General features: G+C 34.2%; 14 protein-coding genes. 1 reads left to right on the forward strand and 13 read right to left on the reverse strand.

All coding sequences use genetic code 11. The features are described from left to right. Nucleotides 1–63: 63 nt before the first annotated feature. From M9897_09140 to M9897_09165, 6 genes are all read right to left on the reverse strand, one after another. Nucleotides 64–1,224: an IS91 family transposase gene (locus M9897_09140; GenBank protein MCO5269044.1), complete on the reverse strand. Its 1,161-nt coding sequence runs from the start codon at nt 1,222–1,224 to the stop codon at nt 64–66. Then, the gene (locus tag M9897_09145; GenBank protein ID MCO5269045.1) at nt 1,221–2,072 is read right to left on the reverse strand and encodes a site-specific integrase; all 852 of its coding nucleotides are present in this window, start codon (nt 2,070–2,072) and stop codon (nt 1,221–1,223) included. Before M9897_09145 ends, M9897_09140 begins: the two co-directional genes overlap by 4 nt. 203 nt (nt 2,073–2,275) lie before the next feature. Beyond that, complete coding sequence (locus M9897_09150; protein MCO5269046.1) at nt 2,276–3,094, reverse strand: KilA-N domain-containing protein; 819 nt, start codon at nt 3,092–3,094, stop codon at nt 2,276–2,278. Between the two features lie 40 nt (nt 3,095–3,134). Continuing rightward, nucleotides 3,135–3,332 (reverse strand): DUF378 domain-containing protein, encoded by a 198-nt coding sequence (locus M9897_09155; GenBank protein MCO5269047.1) that lies wholly within the window; start codon nt 3,330–3,332, stop codon nt 3,135–3,137. A 279-nt stretch (nt 3,333–3,611) separates the two neighbouring features. Then, complete coding sequence (locus M9897_09160; protein ID MCO5269048.1) at nt 3,612–4,046, reverse strand: hypothetical protein; 435 nt, start codon at nt 4,044–4,046, stop codon at nt 3,612–3,614. An 11-nt stretch (nt 4,047–4,057) separates the two neighbouring features. After that, nucleotides 4,058–5,275, reverse strand: coding sequence for a M12 family metallopeptidase (locus M9897_09165; protein MCO5269049.1), 1,218 nt, complete (start codon nt 5,273–5,275; stop codon nt 4,058–4,060). A 784-nt stretch (nt 5,276–6,059) separates the two neighbouring features. Here M9897_09165 and ltrA (M9897_09170) point away from each other — a divergent pair. Continuing rightward, nucleotides 6,060–7,355: a group II intron reverse transcriptase/maturase gene (gene ltrA, locus M9897_09170; GenBank protein MCO5269050.1), complete on the forward strand. Its 1,296-nt coding sequence runs from the start codon at nt 6,060–6,062 to the stop codon at nt 7,353–7,355. A gap of 80 nt (nt 7,356–7,435) precedes the next feature. Here the strand turns inward: ltrA (M9897_09170) and M9897_09175 are convergent, their stop codons facing one another. The 7 genes from M9897_09175 to M9897_09205 all read right to left on the reverse strand — a co-directional run bounded on the left by M9897_09175 (nt 7,436) and on the right by M9897_09205 (nt 14,984). Continuing rightward, nucleotides 7,436–8,419, reverse strand: a complete 984-nt coding sequence (locus M9897_09175) for a hypothetical protein (GenBank protein ID MCO5269051.1) — start codon at nt 8,417–8,419, stop codon at nt 7,436–7,438. Between the two features lie 200 nt (nt 8,420–8,619). Beyond that, nucleotides 8,620–9,057 (reverse strand): hypothetical protein, encoded by a 438-nt coding sequence (locus M9897_09180; protein MCO5269052.1) that lies wholly within the window; start codon nt 9,055–9,057, stop codon nt 8,620–8,622. Next, complete coding sequence (locus M9897_09185; protein MCO5269053.1) at nt 9,047–11,530, reverse strand: T9SS type A sorting domain-containing protein; 2,484 nt, start codon at nt 11,528–11,530, stop codon at nt 9,047–9,049. The genes M9897_09180 and M9897_09185 overlap by 11 nt, the downstream gene beginning before the upstream one ends. 195 nt (nt 11,531–11,725) lie before the next feature. Continuing rightward, a complete protein-coding gene (ltrA, locus tag M9897_09190) occupies nt 11,726–12,955 on the reverse strand; it encodes a group II intron reverse transcriptase/maturase (GenBank protein ID MCO5269054.1) in 1,230 nt (409 codons plus the stop codon). A 632-nt stretch (nt 12,956–13,587) separates the two neighbouring features. Continuing rightward, nucleotides 13,588–14,178, reverse strand: a complete 591-nt coding sequence (locus M9897_09195; protein MCO5269055.1) for a hypothetical protein — start codon at nt 14,176–14,178, stop codon at nt 13,588–13,590. 215 nt (nt 14,179–14,393) lie between these two features. Next, nucleotides 14,394–14,681 carry a putative addiction module antidote protein gene (locus M9897_09200; GenBank protein ID MCO5269056.1) on the reverse strand — a complete coding sequence of 96 codons (288 nt, stop codon included), beginning with the start codon at nt 14,679–14,681 and terminating at the stop codon, nt 14,394–14,396. Between the two features lie 3 nt (nt 14,682–14,684). After that, a complete protein-coding gene (locus tag M9897_09205) occupies nt 14,685–14,984 on the reverse strand; it encodes a type II toxin-antitoxin system RelE/ParE family toxin (GenBank protein MCO5269057.1) in 300 nt (99 codons plus the stop codon). Nucleotides 14,985–15,144: the final 160 nt, after the last annotated feature.

Genomic DNA, 15,144 nt, shown 5'->3' on the forward strand with positions numbered 1-15,144 from the left:
GGTTTTGTCCCGTTTTAAAAAAAAAACTATCTTGAGTCAAAGAGCGTTTCACTAAATATACTGTCACGAAGGCGCCCTTTCTATCGGCTTTCGAATGACCATGTGCCCCTTCTTACACTTCGGGCATAGCAAAGGATCTTGCTGTTTGATTTCTCGATATACCTCATAGGCATTTAAGCCTTCATACTTCGGAAAGAAACGTTCACTTTTGTTTATGGTGGCACATAACTCTACGTTTTCTTTTAGATGTCGCAAAGCTAAAAAACCAATGTACCTTACCTTGCAAAGACCTGAAGGCAGAATGTGCTGTAAAAATCGTCGGACAAATTCTGATTCATCCAATGTCATTACACTTTTAAGTCCTGCTTTCTTGTAGTTTTTGTAATAAAAAGTGACTTTCCCATTTTTATGACTGATAATTCGTTGATTGGAAATCGCAACTCGATGTGTGTAATTGCCAAGATATTTGATGATGTTATCAGGAGTAGTAAAAGGTTTTTCACTGTAAACAACCCACTTTTTCTGATAACAAGTATCTTTAATTTGCTTAAAATTTTGAATATCATCCGGCAGCTTTAATTTGCCGATAGCATACTCTTTTTCTAACGTTTTCATCAATAGTCCTCGAAAAATAGCACTTAAAACTTTCACTGGCAGAAAGAACTTTTTATGGGATGGCACCCATTCAAAGCCGTCTTCTGTTAAACCTCCCGAGGGAACAATCATGTGAATGTGTGGGTGGTAGGACATAGTTTGTCCCCAGGTGTGTAGCACTGCTACGCCTCCCATTTTAGCACCAAGATACTCGTTGTTTTCTCCGCATTGCATAAGTGCTTGACTGGCAGCCTTAAACAAACTATCATAAGCAATGCGCTGATTGATGTAAAACAACTTGTTGAGTGATTCTGGAATGGTAAAAACCAAATGAAAATGCTTCACTTCTGGTAAATTGCTTTTCAGTTTATCCACCCACTGTATTTTTCGTGTCATTTGACACTTCGGGCAATGTCTGTCTCTACATGAGTTGTAGGCGTTTCTGTAATGATGACAGTGATTGCACTCTGCAACATGTCCTCCTAGTTTTACTGTTCGACAAGCTAAAATAGCCTGAAATGCTTTTTCTTGAAAAGGATGCAAGTCATTCAGATTCAGTCCTTTGTTGAGTACTTCACTAAAAATATCGGACAACTCTACTTTTTGTCGTTTATTTTGCTTTGTTTTCATAAGCGAAGATCATCAAAAGGTGAGACAATGTTTTTTAAGCTAGCATTTGAAAGATGCAGGTAAATCGAAGTAGTTCGGATAGAACTATGCCCCATAAAAGATTGAATAATCTTTAGGTTAATTCCTTTGTCCAAGAGATGGGTAGCAAAACTATGTCGTAGCAAATGAGGGGTTACTCTTCTTTTGATGCCCGCTCTTTGTGCAGCATCATGAATTACTTTATCAAAAGTTCGGACACTCATCTTCTTCCCTGGATGCCCATTTGGTTCAAACAAGTAAACTTTTGGTCTAAAACACTTGTAATAATAGCGTAATTCCTCTAGGGTTTGCTTTGAAAGAATCGTTCTTCGGTCTTTCTTTCCTTTACCTTGACGCACGATAATAAAACCGTTTTCTGAGTCAATGTCCTTCGGTTTTAACTGCAATAATTCCATTTTGCGCAATCCTGCCGTGTACATGGTCATAATCATCACCCGATGTTTGATGTTTTGAGTACGCTCAATCATCAATTTAACTTCTTCTAAGGAAAGAATTTCGGGTAGTTCTCGCGGCAATCTAGGACGTTTTATTGCAATGGGTTCCCATTCTTTTTTTAATACGTCTTCGGTGTAGATTTTAAACGCACTAATCTTTTGATTGATATAAGATGGCGAAACTTTTTTTGACTTTACTAAATGATGCAAGTATTGTTTCAAATCCTCGCTGGTCAGTTTATCCAAGGTCTTGTTTGCATACGACTCGAAGACCTGCATCGTCTCACAGTAGCTTCTCACAGAGCAATCGCTGTAATTGCGTATCTCCATTTCTCGTTTTAACAGCGCTATGGCTGGGGAAAATTTATTCTCCATAACTTTTGATTTTTTAAATGAAATCTAAAAGTTATGGAATGTTTTGGGAATTACCGACTTGGTCGGTTTAGTTCAACGGTTCTCAAATAGGCAACGGCCACATTTTACGTTAAACGCTGATACGAAGATACAAATATTATCTTTGCAAAAAACGTTGTGCGAAACCTTTATTGTGGCTGGTGCTTATTTGATGTTATAGGGCGTTATTTTAATCGTTTTGTCGAATTTTGTTTTGTTAGCGACTTCATTTGGGTTATAGCAACTTTATTAAGCTCAATTAATCTTTCTTTTTGCAATAAATTTTGCCTAATGAGCAAAGCATTTATACTTTCCATATTACTTAATACAACAAGCTGGTCAAGAGTTGCATAATCTCTAATATTTCCTTTCTTTTCTGGGTTTGCTTCTCTCCATTCTTTTGCAGTAATTCCGAATAGAGCTACATTTAAAATATCGGCTTCATTTGCGTAAATGTGACTAGCTTGTTTATTCGTAATTTCTTCTGGGATTAGATTCTCTTTAATGGAATCTGTGTGAATATGATAATTGACTTTTGCCAATGTTCGTTGAAGATTCCACTCCAATTTATTTCTATCGTTTTCTTCATCTTTTAATCTTTGAAATTCGTTGATTAGGTAAATTTGGAATTCAGGACTTAGCCACATTGCAAAATGAAAAGCAATGTCTTTATGAGCATATGTGCCACCATAACGACCAGCTGTAACAATCATTCCGATTGCGTTTGTTCGTTCAATCCATTGCCCAACAGACATGACAAATCGATTTACACCTGCTTCATTTTTAATTACCCCGAATTCGGGGTAATTAAAATCATTGTTTTTCAAATTCTCCCAAACTCCAAGATATTCAAGTGTGTTCTTATTTGTAATCCACTTACCAATCAACCCACTTCCATCTTTGAAATTTCCAGCCATATCAGTTAAACTTATATAATCAGTTTTATTCTGATTAATGACTTTAATCGTAGATTCTTTAACATGTAAAATTCTACTTTTCGCCATAATATTCAATATTCGAAAAGCTAATTTACGAAGATAATCTCTATTTTCTTGGAATAAACAAAGAAACAAGACTGTAAATAGCGGATAATCCGATAATGATTCGGATAAAATCTCCTCCGATTGTTCTATCTCCTCCAGTTATTTTAGAAATCAAATCAATTTCAGCCATACTAAATAGAATATAAAGAATGGATCCTAATACAGTTAAAATAAGAGTGATTTTACTTAGATTATTCATATTTTTCGTTTTTATTAGTTACTTTTTAATGCCCTATAACGGTTCTCAAATAGGCAACGGCCACATTTTTCATTAAACACTAATACGAAGTTACAAATTTAATCTTTGCGAAAAACGTTGTACGAAGCATTTATTGTGGCTGGTGCTTATTTGATGTTATGAGCATTTTAGTTTTAAAGACATCATCAAAAACGGTTTTCTTGTAATTGAACTGGTCTAATATAACAAGAAAAATAGCAAGACATATTTTTGCCTTGCTATATTAACTGATATTAAGCACTACTCTCCAATCATATCATCCGTGATTGTCATTTTGTATTCTGCTTCCCTATCTGATATTTTTTGATAAACCCAATTATCAGGTTGCCATAAATCTTTTTCTAATTTAATTCCATTAATATAGGTATTAAAAATTAGCTCGCTAAACATATTATCGAAACTAGTTTTCAGGTGATCATTAGGATTAATACCTCCTAACTTAAAAGTCCTGACATCTTTCTTTTCTTCTGGATATAAAACAACTTCTTGCCAATTAATTATGTCGTTATCATTAAAAGAATTATCATAATTTAATTCTTTCAAGAATTTTATTGAAATGGTATCTTGTGTGTCATTCTTGATATTAAAAGAATAAGTACTCCAAAAATCTTTATCAGTGGTGCAACTAAAAAAAAGAGAGAAGCACAAAACGGTACAAAAAAATATATTTTTCATAGTCTTTAGTTTTAATTATAGATCTGTCTAATTACGTTTTTATCTATTGGTGAAATTGTAGTGGGAGCGTAAAAAAATGTACCATCTTTCTTTAACATAGTTGCTACATTAATGTTTTTTTGGCCTTGATTAGAACCATAGAGCATTATAGAATTAAAATCAAAAGTAGAGCCATAATAATTATAAGAACCTGCTGTCATTTTTGTAAATTGGCTCTTTGCTCCTGCTTTTACGTTATCTGGATAATATGTTATGTAATTATCCCTATCACGTCTTTGGTGTTCATGGTATAGACCTAAATTATGTCCTAGTTCATGCCTGAAGGTTCTATTGTTAGCAGAATTTGTGAAATTCATATTTGCCCAGGGAACCCTTCCGATAGTAGAACTTCCAGAATAAGAGTTTGAATTTACTGTGTTTATTCGGATAAAATATTTCCATCCCATAATCCAGCAAGTCTTATTCCAATTTATGTTTTTGGTTATTTCCACAAATGAAATTTTATTGTTTGCAGCCGATTTCCATTCATTCATAGCCGAAAGCACGCCTGATTTGGTGCTTTGATTCGCACCGTTCCACATATACTCTATCTTTTTTGTCCATTTTAAATGTAGTGTATATCTAACTGCCTTTGTAATAGGCTCTATCGGTGGTAAACTCCATTCTTCATCCCCAGTAAGATTCTGACGCTCTGCATACAGACTTTTGATGTCGATACCATTTTCGTAGTATCTTAAAATTTCAAATTTAGGGATAGCATCATTGCAATCAGAACCTGTGTTGAATAACATATCTCGTTCATCATAGTCTTCTATCAAAGCAAATGAATTTATAAACTCTTGAAGATAAGAGTGACTGTTGATTTCATTCATCAGTTCAGTCTCTAAATCTTGATAAAATTGAATATCAACACTGGATTCTATAGCTTGTTTTTCGGTTTTCATTGAGTCAATAAGAGTAATCATGTCTAATTTTTCTTGAAATGAAAACTTTTCAGAATCATACTCTACCCCATCTTTTTTTAATTCATAGGTAAGAACCGTATCCAAATACTTGTTCTGAAGATAGGTAAATGGATGCTTATGAAAATCCTTCGGCATGACTTTTAATGCATTTGAACCGCCTATGGATTCAGATGTGGAGGAGGGAAGTAAAATTTCTTTTTTACATCCAGTCAGGGCAAAACCAACTAAAACGAGGAACATTATTCCATAAATAATCTTCTTCATATTACTAAATTTTTAAAATTATATGATAGACGTAAATAATGTTAAAAGGTTGCTTTCCAGTTTTCAAGTTGCTCATAACGGTTTGCAGCTACCCGAAGGTGGCGATTTCGAAGCACTTCATTGTCAGCCAAGCACAAACTTTGATAGTAGCACAAAGCTTGATTTAACCACTGAACCGCCACTTTTGGGTAGGTGCTGTGTGTGCTCTGCATGAGCAGAAGCACACGCTAGTGTAAGCTATCATAAAAATTCAAAAATACAAATTTATTTTGTGATAACAAACATTAGTGTGATGCTTCAAATTTCCAGAGGGTGAAAGTCCCTACCACGCGGAGTAACGACCCGAAGTGTAGCAAGTCGCAAGGTTGCTAACCGTGAGGTTAGGACTAAAGGAAGCGAGACTGCAAAATCCGGTACTGACGAACAGAAAGTACATAAGAGGCATTATGAAAAGGATGAGTATCCACAGCAATACGACGTCCAACATCAGCAATCGAACGCTGACTCATCGCAGAGATGATTTTCATGATGTAGATGTACCAGGGATTGGATGAAGGAAAATGCTCTTACCAGAGGAGGTCTTGGAATAGATTCGGTTTCTATATGCCAAGAAGTCAGCAGAGGTCATAGTACTTTGTAGCAACGAGCTAAATGAAAAGTGAAGAAAAGTTTAGAGGTCTCACAAACAAAGGAAGGACTGAACGCAAGTTGGTTCACAATTCGGAATGGAATTGAAAGATAGCCACCCGAAACGTGAACAGGTTAAATAAAATGTAAATTAAGAATGGTCGAACAAGTAGTACATCCTTACAACCTGCAAAAAGCCTTACGACAAGTTGTTGTCAATAAGGGGAGTGCAGGTATTGACGGCATGAAAATCTCTGAACTTTCGGAAGTATTCCGAAAGGAAAAGGATGCTATTATCCGCTCAATAAAAGACGAAAACTACTTGTCTCAACCCATTCTTGGAGTAGAAATTCCGAAAGGAAATGGAAAAACACGTCTGTTAGGAGTTCCAACGGTAAAGGATAGATTACTCCAACAAGCAGTATCACAGGCTTTAATGCAACATTGGGAAAGGGATTTCAATGAAAATAGTTTTGGTTTTAGACCCAACAAGAATGCCCGCCAAGCCGTAGGCAAAGCGATGCAATACATTCACGAGGGCAGAACTTATATTGTGGACATTGACTTAAAAACCTTTTTCGATGAAGTTGACCACTGCTTACTCTTAAACCTACTGTACCAAAAGGTAAAATGCCCTAAAACACTAAAACTTGTACGTCAATGGTTACGAGCACCGATTAAAATCAAGGGTAAATTACAAAAGAGAAGAAGAGGAGTTCCACAAGGTTCACCTTTAAGCCCATTGTTATCTAATATCTTACTCAACGAGTTGGATAAAGAATTAACAAGACGGAAACTCAAATTTGTACGTTATGCCGATGATTTTAGCATTTACTGCACATCACGAATACAAGCAATAATGACAATGAAAGCAATTTCAAGTTTTCTGAAAACCAAACTAAAACTCACGCTGAATGAGGAAAAGAGTGGAATACGAAAACCTGTTCAGTTTGTAATACTTGGGTTCGGCTTCGTACCAACTTACAAGAAAGGAGACAAAGGGAAATACCAATTAGTAGTAGGGGAGAAAGCATGGAAACGCTTAAAACAAACCTTGAAAACGATTACAAGGAAAACAACGCCGATGAGCTTCGATGAGCGAATTACGAAGATAAAAGAAGTACAACGAGGATGGTTAACCTATTTTCGAGGTACGAGTATCCAAGGTAAGCTCCGAGACTTAGACGGTTGGTTACGTAATCGTTTAAGGTATTGTATTTGGCACGACTGGAAAAAGTGGCGAAGAAAACGAGCTAATCTTATTAAATTAGGAGCAAGCGAAAGAGATGCCACACGCTGGAGCATGACACGAAAAGGAGGTTGGACGATAGCTCAAAGCCCTATTTTAGGTACAACCATTACCTTGGAACGATTACGAAGACGTGGTTATGTTTCACTATCAGAAGTTTACATTGCATTGAACCCATCAACTTGCGAACCGCCGAGTACGTGAACCGTATGCTCGGTGGTGTGAGAGGCGCACTCCGTTCCATTTTGGGCGGAGCCGTCTACTCGATTACAAGCTGCCTTTTCTTATTCTAAAATTATTTCAGAATTAGCAGTATGATTTTTTCTTCTTTCTCTAAATACTAACATATTTCTATTTTGTTGTTCATAACTATTTAGCCCAATAGAATTTCTTCTTTCGTCAATTTCAGCGTCATTCGAATTGTCAGGATCTTTATGCCAAACATTATAGTATTTGAATTCTCCATGTTTTTTCTTTCCCCATCTTGCCATAAAATCATTGAGTGCACCATACTGATAAGGTGGCAAATTACCAAGTTTTATATTTTTAAGCAATTTGTTATTTATGTCAGCTCTGGGATTGCTATAATAATGAATTAGCATTATATAAGTTTTTGTCTCTAGGAGGGATGGACCCCAAAAATTAAAATTCTCATAAGATAAAGTTGAATCTTCCAAACTTTTTGGCAATCCGATAAGTCTTTCGCCAGGGTAACCGTACTTATCAATAATCTCGTTTAAGATTTTAAATTGTTTTTGATTGTTTTTCTTCCACAATAGGTTATGATAGGTTTCTCGTAGAAGGATAAATCCATTATTCACTTTTTCAGTGTATTGCTGGTCAATTTGAAAAAGGCTATCAATTTTATGTCTCAGGGCATGATTAATTGAATTATTATAAATGTTTCGTAAGCTATCATATTGTTCTATGGTAGTTTGTGTTGTAGAAAAGGTGAAAAGATTTTTCGTCAATTCATTGTTCCTGATCATCCAAATCGGCACTCCTTGAACAAATGATTTCTCTAACCATTTTTTTGTATTTAAGGAATCTTGAGTAACGCAACAAATTTGTAAGGCTTTAAAACAGTGTCGAGAATATATAAAATCAAAATTCGTATAAAGACTGTCGAATCTTTCAATGGCTAAATAGTTTTCTTTGTTTAAAACATCTTCGTCAATTCTGTTTATAATTTTATGGTAATCAATATAATCCTGAGCAAATATATTCGAGCTTAGTAATATTGAGAAAATAATTAGTCGAACTTTCATTTGATTCTGTTTCGGTCTCAGTCTTAAGTTAAGGTTGCTTGTAACGGGAAGCTACTACTCGCTGGCCGACTTTTAGCATTAAACTTAGATACGAAGATAAGACTTTTTTCTAAAGAGAAATGTTAATCGAAGCGATTATTTCGGCTTGCGAGTATTAGCATGTTAGCAATAGTGCCAATTCTTTTGTTGAGATTATAATTTTAATGTTCACGAAAAGGAATTGAATCTGGTATAATTAATAATTTGCATTTTGTAGAAGTTAAGATGATAGTATCATTAAATGGAATATTGTTTACATAAATAGTGTCATCCTCATAGCATCTAAAAGCGATTTCACTATGTCCATTAATATTGTATATTGTGTCATAATTGTCATTTGAAGGAATTATAAAGGTTAGTTTTTTCCTGTGTTTTTTTTTAGTTGAGAATTTAAACAAACCATTATTATCCGACTTTATGGAATTAATCTTTTCTTGATTATAGTAAATATCAATGTTTACTGTTAAAGGATAGTTTGTATTATACATCAAAATTTTTCCTGTCTGTTGATTTTCATGATTAATTTTTTTTTGAAAAGAGCAAGAAAGAAAGATAATAGACAGTATGAAAATATAAATAGGATAAGGTCTAATCTTCATATTTAATTATTTTATAAGATGACAACTTATTGTCTTTCAATATAGTGATTAAGTATGTGCCATTTTGAAATTCAATTGTTTCTATTGGAATTATATTTAAACCTGAATTAATTTGATATTTTTGTTTGAGAATTAATTTCCCTTGTATATCATAGATGTTAATCATTGTCGATGAAGCATTTAACGTATTCATTTCGATATTAATCCTATTCGAAAATGGATTTGGATAAATAAAAATATCTTCAACATTTTCATCAATTTCTTTTACGACTAAATGAGAGCAGGGAGGAGAAGGGTTAGCGTTTATATTTTTTAAACCACAATTATCAATGAGATTATTTGTCAAGTCTGTTGAAAAATTAATGACCCAATTTCCTCCCTCATCACATGAATAATCATTCTCTAAATCTCGTTTTATCTGCCCTGGAGAAATAGAGTAGTGCATAATACTATTGGAGCCAATGATATGTTTTAGGTTATGAGAATGCCCCAGTTCATGTAAAATTATTGAATAAAAGTCCATATAATCTGGAGGAATAGAGGTACTTATGGTGTCAATAAAAAATAAATTTGTCGTATCAATTTCAATATCCGTTTCATAGTAAACAGCAGGATCTCCAGAAATAGGACAAGTACCTCTCCAACTAAGTGAAGACGCAATAACATTGGTGTTTAAGTTTGCAAAAGTAATTACACATAAACTGTCGTTTTTAGCAATTGAATCCGTATACAGAGTATCAACTCCTAGTTCCCAATCTATGCCAGTTAAACATGTCCAATCGTTTAATGCCTTTTTGATTACTTCTTTCATTTTTCCATCGGCATAATTGGCAACCTCATGACTACAGTGAAATGTTATTTTTTGATTAAATTCTTCTCTTGGGGAAATGATATACGTCTTTTTCGAACTATTGTTTTGCACTGAAAACTTAATTTTTAATTCTGTAGCACTAGTATCTTCCTCTCCAAGATTATTGACCAATCTAAAATACCCAGTACCTGCAGGTTGATTTATATATGCAGTACCCGCAACATAAGATGAGTCAAAGGAAGGAACGTGAATTTTTATAAGTGTATCACTCCATAATAAATAATCTAATGAATCTAGAAAGACTTCTGTAGTTCCACCATCATTAGCGTTTTTAAAGTAAAGATTACCTGCTCCTCTATTGTTTCCAAACTGAAATCCTTTAATTGTCAGGGTGTCCTTAATTCCACCAGCAACTTCTTTGGGATAAAAATCAGTAATAGTAGCTTTACAAGCTGGAATATCTAGAATTTGATTGTGTTCTAATTCATCATAATTTGTTTGAAAAGTATCGGCGGGGTACTCAGCATAAGCTGAATAGTCAAGTATAAGGCTCGGGCTAAAAAAAGTTGCAGTATCAACAAGGGCTAGACCATTTGAAATATCGCATGCTTGGATTTTCATTTTAATATGCATTATACTTTGAGGGGTCTGTAAAATAGGAGCTTTACATTGAGAAAAAGTAGATTCTAAGGCAGGTATTAAAATAGTATTATTATTAACATCAGAAGGAGTTGGTTGAGAATAACAGTTTGAGTCATTGTTTAAAACTCCTCTTGTAACCATTATGTTGTTATTAGAAACGATATTATTTCCAAATACCAAGGTGTCATACTTAAGCCTAATTGCAGATTGATCCAAAAATTTATTTCCTAGGTTGTCTCGCACTGTAACATCAAACTCTAGGTATTTTTGTGTTGTGCCTGTAATAATAACATTGTCTAAATTATAGAAAATCTTGGAATTACTTTTTTCAAAAAAATTTCGAGAATAATTATCCCTTTTAAAATCAGCATAACTTATAAGCTCATCGAATATCTCTTTTGAATATATTGGAAAATCTTCATCTGGCTCATCATAATGTTCATTATATGTAGTGGTGTCAATTAAAAAGTCAGATATTTTTCTTTCGCAGTCTATAAAATGAAGCCCAGAAATAAATTCCGAAACATTATAAACTTGGACTAAACTATCATAGTTTTGCCAAATATCTGCTGCGTTAATTTTATGTCCGTCCCACCAGTACCTTATAAAAGACTGTGTTTCAAATGTGGGTTCAAGCTTTTGAGGATTTGAAGCAGGGTAAAAATCAATAATTGAAAGGGGACGATCGGTTTCAGAGCAAAGGAAAATACCACTACTTCCTTTTAATAATTCAAGTGAATGAGATACTTCTAATTTTTCCTTATCTATTTCGCCTCCTTTTGTTATTATCTCTATCGTACCACATTTAATATCTCCTTTTAAAATTTTGGTTATTTCTACTGTATTTGAAGTGTAAATATATTTACCATTATGAGCGTAATAGGGTTTTGAATGAATAACAACTCCTTCAAAAATAAAATTGACCTCATTAATCCGATTAATAAAATTAATTGGAATTTCTTGTGCGAAAAAAGGTTGAGTTGTATATAGGAATAACAGGATTGTAAGTAATCTTTTCATAATAATTTAGTTCTTATTTTGATTAGTTAACTATCATATTTATATGACAAATGTACGTTTTTTTGTTTAAACGGCATTATTGCTAATCGAGTCACGTAAGGGAATTTCACCCCTACGTTCTCACGGAACCGTACGTGAAAGTCTCCCTTCATACGGCTCTTCATGTTACTAAATCACATCAAAAGTAATAACTTTTTACGGATATACCAATAACCAATGCGCAAATAAATTGGGGTTTTCTTTGTACTTGGTTTTCAAGTAGCGCACAGAGGCTTTCTTGAATAAGTCTTTCTCCCATTTTGTCCATTTCAGTAGTCGTGCGTTCAGTTGATTCCACACCATTCGCATATCATCTTTCCAAAACTTGTGGTAATAGTTGATAATCCCACGAATGACGGGGTTGATTTCCTTGGCGATTTCTTCCAAGGATTTTCTGCGCTTGTGTAAATTCATTTCCCTGAACTTTCGCATGATGCTTGTCTTCGACTTCTGACTTACGCAGATACATGGAATAGATTTCACTTTTCCTGTGCCTTTTGTTTTGTAGGCTCGTGGACGGATTGTAAAGCCAAGAAAGTCGAACCCTTTGGAGTATTTCGTTTGTGAAAACCCTCTCAAATTGACTATTTTACTTTTGACTTCATGCAACTGTAATTTACACGATTCCATGCGCTCTTTAATTTGGCGCAACATGAATTGCGCTTGATTCTCGGTTTTGCAATGCACTACAATATCATCTGCATACCTTTCAAATGGCTTTTCAGGGTGGAACTTATCCATCCATTTATCGAAGACTACATGTAGAAATAAGTTTGCTAAAAGCGGACTAATAACGCCACCTTGTGGAGTTCCTGAAAGGGTTGGTTTAAAATCTCCCTCTTTCTGTACAATTCCTGCTTTCAACCACCTTTCCACATATAACAAAACCCAATTGTCTGAACAGTAGTGTTTTAATGCTTTCATCATCAGTTCGTGGTCGATGTTGTCAAAGAAACCTTTGATGTCTAAGTCAATAGCAAAATCATGATTGTATAAATTTGTATATGCTTGTTCAACGGCTTGATGACAGTTCCGATTGGGTCGGTAACCAAATGAACTGGAATGAAATTTTGGTTCTACTATTCGTTCCAAGTGTTTTCGTACTACTTGTTGTGCTATACGGTCTAAAATCGTCGGGATACCGAGTAATCGTTCTCCTCCCCCTTTCTTTGGTATAGCAACTTGTTTGACAGCTTTCGGAAAATAACTCCCTGAGCTTAGGCGGTTCCAGAGCATATAAAGTTCCGTACTTGCGTTTTTCTGCAAATATTCCCAACTCATTTTGTCTATTCCACCACTTCCAGCATTGGATTTTACCTCCTTGTATGCTTGCCAAACCATTAATCTGGTTATTGGCTGTGATTTTGTTTCATAATAATTAATCATCCCTTTTACGGTTGTAAATTCGTTTGAAACCTAACATGCTTAGCCCTTCGCTCCATGTTCATTACAAACACTTCAACACTACTACGGCTAAGTCTGCCCCCTACATCTCAAGCACATCCCCTCTTGTCTGCTTCCTATTTCTATTTTACAGAACGATGTAGAGTTCACTTGTTCCTTAAAACAGCCTATGTATGCGTCTTGCCCACTTAACCCCGGATGCCGTGTACCCAGTAAATCAGGTGTCCGGTACACTCTTATCATAGGTACAAACGTAACTACCTATTTTTGACATCGTCTATTGCCCTTACGAGGCTTCATCGTTGGGTTCACTTTCGTTCAACTCACATACACACACCTACAGAAGTCGTTGCTTCCGTTTTTCTTTGTCGCTCACCACAAAACCGTTTCCTAATCTTGCAGCACAAAGTGGTTTAATGGCTATTCCTGAAAATCGCCATTGAGAGACCTACTCTCATCTGTTTTAAAGCACCAATCAGCAGACAGCTGATTGTTCAAGTCACACACGTTTTGGGGGCTGCCGCTGGGCGGATTCTTACGTTAAATGTTAGTACGAAGATAATCTTTTTTCTTTACGAGAAATGTAAAACTTAAGCGGTTAACCATACAGCGACCTAACACCTATTATATGTCGTTTCTTGTTTTATTAAATTGTATCTTTTTTTGAATTCTTGAATTTCCTCATAAGATAAATTTTTCAACCCATATGTTTTTATATTAAAAACCGATTCGATAACCTTTACATTTTTTTCATATAATTTAATAATTGTACTTTTAAGCGATTCTTCTTCTTGCTTATTTCTTATGCATATGTAATAAATTCTAATTTTATCTTTAGTTTTTATTTGTACTTTATTATTATTGCCTAAGTCAATATGTCTGTAGTATATTCCTTTTCGTAAGGAGTAATTTAATTTGAAATAATCTATTTCATTATAAGGAATTATCGTTGTATTATTAGAGTTATCTGGAATTTTAAGATTCTCTTCATGGAATATAAGCTTTCCTACTAAATTACGATAAGGATACCATATAAAAATTAAAGCGCTTAAAGAATATAATATTATTAAAAAAACAATCAAATTAAAAATACTACCAGTTAGAATCCAGACCATTGAGCCAATTAAAAAAGTGAACAAGAAAAATAAACATAAAGGCCATACTCTAGTCCGTTTTACTTCTATATTAAATTCCAAATTTTCCATACTTAGTCTACATCTATGACACATAACGGTCTGAGATTTTGTGTTCGGGCGTATTTTTACATTAAACTTAGACACGAACTTAATACTTTTTTCTTTACAAAAAACGATAAAACGGTCTGTATTGAGCTAGCTTGCACTGAATTTATTGAAGTGAAATAAAGCATTTCGCCCGCCTTGCGTGCAGATGGCGTATTATAGAATGGCGAATTTTTATGTTATGTTGCAGGAAATGGATTAATCTGAATATTCCCACCAATTGCTCTTAAAACTTTTAATATAGTAGAAAATTGTGGCTTAGAATCTTCTGATAAAGCTTTATATAAACTAGGTCTGCTAAGTCCAGTTTCCTCTGCAATTTTAGTCATACCAATAGCTTTTGCTACATGACCTATTGCAACAATTAAAGCTTTTTCGTCTCCATCCTCTAACGCAGCATTAAGATATTCTGCTATCATTTCATCATTGTCTAAATAATCTGCTATGTCAAATTTTGATGTTTTCATATCCTATTTATTTAATTCCTTCCAAATATCTTTTGCTCTTTTAATGTCTTTTTTCTGTGTAGATTTATCTCCTCCAACTAACAAAACAATTATTTTACCGTCTTTCTCTTTAAGATAAATTCTATATCCTTTTGCATAATGAATCCGTATTTCTGTTATTCCTTCACCAACAGGCTCGCAATCTCCAAAATGTCCATTACTTTCTAGTTTCTGAATTCTTATTAAAATTTTAGACTTCGTTCTTAAATCTTTTAATTTTCTCAACCACTTATCAAATTCACCGGTTTTTTCTATAAAGTACATTTTAAAATGTATTCAGTTGGATACAAATATATGACTTTAATTTAACTTAATAAAAAAAAGTTTGTGGTTTTATTTTGTGTAATTTTTAGATTGAAGCATCTCACCTCGCTATTCTATAACGGTAAGTGGCTCAAAGAAGTGGCAATTTATAAATACCCAA

This window comes from Brumimicrobium sp., assembly GCA_023957385.1.
Lineage (GTDB): Bacteria > Bacteroidota > Bacteroidia > Flavobacteriales_D > Crocinitomicaceae > Brumimicrobium.

Coding starts and splice junctions, on each gene's coding strand:
- M9897_09195 (MCO5269055.1), bottom strand. CDS start 14,178: ATGGAAAATTTGGAATTTAATATAGAAGTAAAACGGACTAGAGTATGG.
- ltrA (MCO5269050.1), top strand. CDS start 6,060: ATGGTCGAACAAGTAGTACATCCTTACAACCTGCAAAAAGCCTTACGA.
- M9897_09160 (MCO5269048.1), bottom strand. CDS start 4,046: ATGAAAAATATATTTTTTTGTACCGTTTTGTGCTTCTCTCTTTTTTTT.
- M9897_09180 (MCO5269052.1), bottom strand. CDS start 9,057: ATGAAGATTAGACCTTATCCTATTTATATTTTCATACTGTCTATTATC.
- M9897_09200 (MCO5269056.1), bottom strand. CDS start 14,681: ATGAAAACATCAAAATTTGACATAGCAGATTATTTAGACAATGATGAA.
- M9897_09150 (MCO5269046.1), bottom strand. CDS start 3,094: ATGGCGAAAAGTAGAATTTTACATGTTAAAGAATCTACGATTAAAGTC.
- M9897_09155 (MCO5269047.1), bottom strand. CDS start 3,332: ATGAATAATCTAAGTAAAATCACTCTTATTTTAACTGTATTAGGATCC.
- M9897_09165 (MCO5269049.1), bottom strand. CDS start 5,275: ATGAAGAAGATTATTTATGGAATAATGTTCCTCGTTTTAGTTGGTTTT.
- ltrA (MCO5269054.1), bottom strand. CDS start 12,955: ATGATTAATTATTATGAAACAAAATCACAGCCAATAACCAGATTAATG.
- M9897_09185 (MCO5269053.1), bottom strand. CDS start 11,530: ATGAAAAGATTACTTACAATCCTGTTATTCCTATATACAACTCAACCT.
- M9897_09175 (MCO5269051.1), bottom strand. CDS start 8,419: ATGAAAGTTCGACTAATTATTTTCTCAATATTACTAAGCTCGAATATA.
- M9897_09145 (MCO5269045.1), bottom strand. CDS start 2,072: ATGGAGAATAAATTTTCCCCAGCCATAGCGCTGTTAAAACGAGAAATG.
- M9897_09140 (MCO5269044.1), bottom strand. CDS start 1,224: ATGAAAACAAAGCAAAATAAACGACAAAAAGTAGAGTTGTCCGATATT.
- M9897_09205 (MCO5269057.1), bottom strand. CDS start 14,984: ATGTACTTTATAGAAAAAACCGGTGAATTTGATAAGTGGTTGAGAAAA.